Origin of the sequence: Brevibacillus sp. SYP-B805, from assembly GCF_011059135.1 — a bacterium.
In the GTDB taxonomy this organism is placed as follows: domain Bacteria; phylum Bacillota; class Bacilli; order Brevibacillales; family Brevibacillaceae; genus Brevibacillus_F.
This window is the reverse complement of record NZ_JAALGD010000017.1, coordinates 76,486-82,689: the sequence shown is the minus strand read 5'-3', so window position 1 is coordinate 82,689 and position 6,204 is coordinate 76,486. Positions and strand designations below refer to the sequence as shown.

3 protein-coding genes and 14 tRNA genes are annotated in these 6,204 nt (G+C 56.6%); all 17 read left to right on the top strand.

Features of this window, described 5'->3' with window-relative positions; translation table 11 throughout:
• Positions 1-50: 50 nt before the first annotated feature.
• The 17 genes from G3578_RS18090 to G3578_RS18010 all read left to right on the top strand — a co-directional run bounded on the left by G3578_RS18090 (position 51) and on the right by G3578_RS18010 (position 6,199).
• A tRNA-Asn gene (locus tag G3578_RS18090) sits at positions 51-126 on the top strand.
• A 6-nt stretch (positions 127-132) separates the two neighbouring features.
• Positions 133-223, top strand: a tRNA-Ser gene (locus G3578_RS18085).
• Between the two features lie 26 nt (positions 224-249).
• Positions 250-326, top strand: a tRNA-Met gene (locus G3578_RS18080).
• A 9-nt stretch (positions 327-335) separates the two neighbouring features.
• A tRNA-Leu gene (locus G3578_RS18075) sits at positions 336-420 on the top strand.
• Between the two features lie 16 nt (positions 421-436).
• A tRNA-Glu gene (locus G3578_RS18070) sits at positions 437-513 on the top strand.
• Between the two features lie 66 nt (positions 514-579).
• A tRNA-Val gene (locus tag G3578_RS18065) sits at positions 580-655 on the top strand.
• 109 nt (positions 656-764) lie between these two features.
• Positions 765-841 (top strand) — tRNA-Met (locus G3578_RS18060).
• A 5-nt stretch (positions 842-846) separates the two neighbouring features.
• Positions 847-923, top strand: a tRNA-Asp gene (locus tag G3578_RS18055).
• Between the two features lie 4 nt (positions 924-927).
• Positions 928-1,003: transfer RNA gene (locus tag G3578_RS18050), tRNA-Phe, on the top strand.
• Positions 1,004-1,023: 20 nt separating this feature from the next.
• Positions 1,024-1,099, top strand: a tRNA-Thr gene (locus G3578_RS18045).
• Positions 1,100-1,105: 6 nt separating this feature from the next.
• Positions 1,106-1,180, top strand: a tRNA-Gln gene (locus G3578_RS18040).
• A gap of 10 nt (positions 1,181-1,190) precedes the next feature.
• Positions 1,191-1,266, top strand: a tRNA-Lys gene (locus tag G3578_RS18035).
• Between the two features lie 13 nt (positions 1,267-1,279).
• Positions 1,280-1,362: transfer RNA gene (locus tag G3578_RS18030), tRNA-Leu, on the top strand.
• Positions 1,363-1,457: 95 nt separating this feature from the next.
• Positions 1,458-1,534 (top strand) — tRNA-Arg (locus G3578_RS18025).
• A gap of 246 nt (positions 1,535-1,780) precedes the next feature.
• Entirely contained in the window at positions 1,781-2,734 is a 954-nt protein-coding gene (locus G3578_RS18020) for an AAA family ATPase (protein ID WP_165214525.1), read from the top strand.
• A 15-nt stretch (positions 2,735-2,749) separates the two neighbouring features.
• A complete protein-coding gene (locus G3578_RS18015; protein ID WP_165214523.1) occupies positions 2,750-3,958 on the top strand; it encodes a DUF58 domain-containing protein in 1,209 nt (402 codons plus the stop codon).
• A gap of 6 nt (positions 3,959-3,964) precedes the next feature.
• On the top strand, positions 3,965-6,199 hold the full coding sequence (locus tag G3578_RS18010; protein ID WP_165214521.1) for a DUF4129 domain-containing transglutaminase family protein: 2,235 nt from the start codon (positions 3,965-3,967) through the stop codon (positions 6,197-6,199).
• The last annotated feature ends 5 nt before the right edge of the window (positions 6,200-6,204 follow it).

Below are 6,204 nucleotides of genomic sequence, written 5' to 3'. Positions count from 1 at the left end.
TCAGCAAGAATCTTGCGTATCCAGTTTTGAAGGGGCAAACCTTCACGTATTCCTCGGTAGCTCAGTCGGTAGAGCAATCGGCTGTTAACCGATCGGTCGGGGGTTCGAGTCCCTCCCGAGGAGCCATATAGCGGAGAGTTACCCAAGAGGCCGAAGGGGACGGTTTGCTAAACCGTTAGTATGCGCAAGCGTAGCGAGGGTTCGAATCCCTCACTCTCCGCCATTACCTCCATTTAACTTCATCATCGTGGCGGTGTAGCTCAGCTGGCTAGAGCGTTCGGTTCATACCCGAAAGGTCGGGGGTTCGATCCCCTCCACCGCTACCAAACTGACTTGCGGTCGTGGTGGAATTGGCAGACACACCATCTTGAGGGGGTGGCGGGGCGACCCGTGCGAGTTCGAGTCTCGCCGACCGCACCATTATGTCTGAAAAAATGGCCCGTTGGTGAAGTGGTTTAACACAGCAGCCTTTCACGCTGTCATACAGGGGTTCGAATCCCCTACGGGTCACCATCTCATGAATCGCATTCCCCACAAAGGAATCGAATGCGCTTCGAAGGGCTTTGTGGGGTTTCGTATGGAGGCTTAGCTCAGCTGGGAGAGCATCTGCCTTACAAGCAGAGGGTCGGCGGTTCGATCCCGTCAGCCTCCACCATGTTACAATTTGCCGGGATGGACAGCTGAAAGCAGTGTCATCCATGGCGGTCGGTAAAGCGCCAGCGTCCTGTTGGCAGCGCCGACACTTGTCCGTGCATGGACATCGTCGCGGGATGGAGCAGTCCGGTAGCTCGTCGGGCTCATAACCCGAAGGTCGCAGGTTCAAATCCTGCTCCCGCAACCAAATCTGGAGCTGTGGTGAAGCTGGAGTTCACGCCGGTCTGTCACACCGGAGGTCGCGGGTTCGAGTCCCGTCAGCTCCGCCATTTTGGTTCGGTAGCTCAGTCGGTAGAGCAGAGGACTGAAAATCCTCGTGTCGGCGGTTCGATTCCGTCCCGAACCACCATGCATCTGTATGAAACAGCTGCCGGTGTAGCTCAATTGGTAGAGCACCTGACTTGTAATCAGGGGGTTGTGGGTTCGATTCCTATCGCCGGCACCATGAACTTGGGGCATAGCCAAGCGGTAAGGCAACGGACTTTGACTCCGTCATTCCTAGGTTCGAATCCTAGTGCCCCAGCCATTTTCAGGATGAGCCATTAGCTCAGTTGGTAGAGCATCTGACTTTTAATCAGAGGGTCGAAGGTTCGAGTCCTTCATGGCTCACCATTTTTTTATATTTGCGGGTGTGGCGGAATTGGCAGACGCACCAGATTTAGGTTCTGGCGGGCAACCGTGGGGGTTCAAGTCCCTTCACCCGCACCATAGCGAGTCGGATGTGTGGGGAGGTTTGCTCAGCAGTGGCAGACCTTTTGTATTTGACGGACCGCAGCCCGCTGTTGATCGCGTAACCGTCACATGTGCCCTTAGCTCAGCCGGATAGAGCGTTTGACTACGAATCAAAAGGTCGGGAGTTCGAATCTCTCAGGGCACGCCATCACAGACAGAGAGCAGGGAATTCCCTGCTCTTTTTGACATACGCGCGGTTTTTTGCCACAATGAGACTGCGGGTCGAAATCCCCTCCTTAAAATTTCACAAATATTAACAATTTTTTCTTGTCACTGTTCAAACGTTTCCGGTAAGGTAGCTTATAGAGCTAATCATGATAATAATGGTAAGTTTCCATGAAAAGGTGTCAGAAGACCGAAGAAAGGGTCACACTGGAACAGGAGATGGATAAAGATGAATGTCATTAAACTGGACCATCCGCATCAAGCCATCGAGAAACTGATCGGCAATATGGAAAAAGTGCTCGTCGGGAAAAAGCAGACCATCGATTTAAGCATCGTTGCCCTGTTGGCCAGGGGACATGTCCTGTTGGAAGATGTCCCGGGGGTGGGGAAAACGCTGCTTGTCCGTTCATTGGCGCGTTCGATCGGCGGCAGCTTCAAACGCCTGCAGTTTACCCCGGACTTGCTGCCGACCGATGTGACCGGCGTGTCGATATTCAACCAGAAAACCATGGAATTTGAATTCCGGCCGGGGCCGATTTTTGCCAATGTGATCCTGGCGGACGAGATTAACCGCACCTCGCCCAAGACGCAGTCCGCCCTGTTGGAGGCGATGGAAGAGCATTCCGTGACGGTGGACGGGGTGACGTATCGCTTGAACGAACCGTTCTTTGTCATGGCCACGCAAAACCCGCTCGAGTATGAAGGCACATTCCCGCTGCCGGAGGCGCAGTTGGACCGGTTTTTGCTGCAACTGCACCTGGGCTATCCGACCCTGGAAGAGGAGATGAAGATTCTCACCCGTTTTACGAGCGACAATCCGCTCGACAAGCTCGAGCCGGTGATTACGGCGGAAGAGCTGTACGCCCTGCAGCACCAGGTGGCGGCGGTCAAAGTAAGCGAAAGCATCAAGGAATATATCGTCCGCCTGTGCCAAAAAACAAGGGAGCATCTCAACGTCTACCTGGGCGTCTCCCCGCGGGGCGCGCTCGCCCTGTACCGGGCGGCTCAGGCGTTGGCGTTCGTCAGAGGCAGGGATTTCGTCATCCCGGATGATGTGAAGGAGCTCGTTCCGGTCACCTTCCAGCACCGGATTATCCTGAAGCCGGAGGCGCGGTTGGAGGGAGCAACCATCGAGCGCCTGGTGGCCGGCGTATTGGCGGAAACACGCGTCCCGATCGGCTAAGGCGGTGTCCCCATCATGAAACAGCAAAAATACGGAAAAACGAAAATCATGGGGCTGCTGGTCATCACCTACCTGTTCGCCAAGTTCCAGGGCGGGTTTGCCAGCTGGTTCCTGTTTTACAGCAGCCTGGTCTTTTTCTGCTACCAGGCGCTTGCCTATTGGCTGATGTTTGCCACGCTGCAGGTTTCCCGGGAGATCGACAGAGACCGCCTGCGAGACGGGGAAGACCTGATCGTGACCCTGCGGCTGCGCCGGACAATCTGGTTTCCGCTGGGATGGAACATGGTGGTGGAACCCCTGCCGGACAAGATTGCGGGATACTATCATCCGCACCGGCAGATCATCTATCCCTGGTTCAAGCGGGAAGTGGAGATCAAGTATCTCATCCCTTCCCTGCCGCGGGGATATTACGAGTTGAAGGACTGCGTCGTCAGCGGCGGGGATTTTTTCGGATTTTTCCAGCTCTCCAAAACCTTCCCGCTGCATAACGGATTTCTGGTCTATCCCTCCTACCGGCAGATTACCCACTGGCCGACAGGGGACGGCAACATGAGCGGCAACATTCAGGTTGCCCACCGGCGTTCCGACGATGTGGCGGCCGTGCGGGGCGTACGGGATTACCATCGGGGAGACCGCCTCAGCCAGATCCACTGGCGTGCATCCGCGCGGGGGCAGGGACTGAAGACCAAGGAATTCGAGCATCAGGCGATGAACCAGGTGATCTTTTTTCTTGACCTGGAAAAAAGCCATTACCAACCGGAAGATGCCCAGCTCTTTGAGATGGCGGTCAGCCTGACGGCAAGCCTGGTGAATTATGCCAATCAGCGCAGCTACCATTACGGATTGATCACGCGCCAAAAAGAGCGCATTCATATACCGCCGGCCCATTCGCACGCCCATTTTTTCCGGGTATTTGACCAGTTGGCGCGGGTGATGCCGGAAGGGGAGGAGCCCTTCTCCCGGCTGCTGGGACGGGAGGCATTGGAGTACTCGCAAGGAACGACGCTGACTGTCATCACGCCGTCCCTGCAAACACAGGTGGTGAAGCGGCTTCTGGAGCTGGCCCATTCCGGGCGCAGCGTCCATCTCTTTTATGTCCACGCCGCTCCATCCCTGCCGGCAGAAGTAAAACAGACGCTGCACATGCTGGCGGTGCACAAGGTCGTGTGCAAATCCGTGCATCCGGCGGAGTACGAAGAGTTGAGACGGATCGGAGGTGCCTGAAGAAGCATGGCGATACGATTTTTGCGGCAAACCAAGGTGCTGGATTGGGTGGCCGCTTTGTTTCTTTTTCTGCTCCTGCGCGAGTGGCTGCTGCCGTTGACGGCGCTGACGGACACCTCCGATCTGACGCCGTTTATGATCATCGTGGGCGGCGTCCTGCTGCTTGATTTGCTGGGGCGTTGGCGGCTGCTCACGTTTCTGGTCAAACTGGCCGGCGTCCTGTGGCTGTTGCACGCCCATTACTTTGTCACGCCGTTTTGGGACATCGAATGGCTGAAGGAAGTATACGTGCGGATTCAGCACGATATTCCCCTGATGCAACAGCAAAACTGGGTGGAGATGTCGCCGGTTTCCCGCAATGCGCTGTTTTATCTGATGCTGTTGGTCCTGGTTTCGCTGCTGTCGTATCTGGTGCTGGAGCAGCGGCAGGGGCTGTGGTTCGTTTTCCTGAGCGAAGTGTATCTGGCCACGCTGGATACCTTCCTGCCGTATGAAGCGGACGGTGCCATTATCCGCACGCTTGCCGTCGGTTTTTTGCTGCTGGCCGTCCTCCATATGTCCGCGCTGGAAAAATGGATGTCCGCCTCCAACCGCAGCCGCCTCTCCTACGGGAATTCGCTGCTGGCCCCCGTGATGATCATCACGCTCACGGTGGGGGTGGCGTACGCGGCACCCAAGCAGGACGCCAGCTGGCCGGATCCGATCGCCTTTCTGACCAGCAAGAATGCCGTAGGGACTGGATACCCGAAAAAAGTGGGGTACGATAACAACGACAGCCGCCTCGGGGGGCCGTTCATCCAGGACGACCACCTGGTATTCATCGCGATCACCAATGAAAAAACATATTGGCGGGGCGATGCCAAGGACATTTATACCGGCGAGGGCTGGCAAAAGGGGGATCGGGAGCATGAACCGATCCTGGAGCCCAAGGAGTACACCTGGAGCGAGCAGCAGTTTCACGGGCTGGAGACCAAGGACGTGACGGCTGTCCTGCAGTTCAGAGGGGAGCAGTTCCCGATCGTCTTTTATCCCGGCCAGATCAAGCGTCTCTTACAGTATGAACCGGAGAACGCCACGCTGATGTACGACCGGGAGTTTGGCAATCTGGAGGTGCGCGGCGGCAAGATCCAGATGTTCCCGTCGACCCCGTCGGAGCGCACGCGGCAGCCCTATCTGGTGCCGAACACGCAGCTGATGAAATTGCATCATTACGTGGTCCAGGCAGAAGTGCCGATTCTGAGCGAGAAGAAGATGGTGAGTGCGGGCACGGATTATCCGGAAGAGATCAAGCGCCGTTACCTGCAGCTTCCGGCCAACCTGCCGCCCCGCATCAAACAGCTGACCGAGAAGGTGACCAAAGACGCCAAGTCGCCGTACGAAAAAGCGCGGGCAGTCGAAAGCTTCCTGCGAAACGGCGACTACAAATACGAGACGGAAGACGTGCCGATCCCGGAAAATGGGCAGGATTTCGTAGACCAGTTTCTGTTTGAAAGCTACCGGGGATATTGCGACCATTTCTCCTCGGCGATGGCGGTCATGCTGCGGACGATCGGGATTCCGACACGGTGGGTAAAAGGCTTCGCCAGCGGCCATGACGTCGGCGAAGATCCGCAGGGACACATGATTATGGAAGTCCGCAACAAGGATGCCCATTCGTGGGTGGAGGTGTATTTCCCCGGCTACGGCTGGATTCCGTTTGAACCCACCAGTTCCTTCCCGTCCCCTGTCCGTGTGAACTACGATCTGTCTACCCAACAGCAGCAGATGCCTGATCTCCAGACGCCGGCTGCCCAAACGCCCATCGACCGCGGAGACGGCCGGTTGGAAGAGCTGGAGGCGGAGCGTTTCAACACAGGGGAGAGCGGCGGGATTTCTTGGCAGGCGGTTGCCATCTTCCTGTTGATTCCGGCGGTGGGAGCGCTTGCCGCCTGGCGAAAACGGCGCCAGCTGTTTATCTGGTGGCTGCGGCGGAAGATGTCCACCTATCAGGAACAGCAGTTCCCGCAAAAATATCAGGTGCTGCTGACGCTGTTTGAAAAGACAGTGGCCCCCCGCAAGCCCGGGGAGACGCTGCGCGAGTATGTGAGACGGCTTACCATTCCCAGCGACAAACGGCAGGATCTGTTCTACCTGACACAATTGTTTGAGCGTGTGCATTATGGCTACAAAGAGATCGAAGAGAAGGCGCGCGGCATCGCCAACAAACTGATGGAACAGCTGTCCCAGCAACTGAAACCTTGAACATT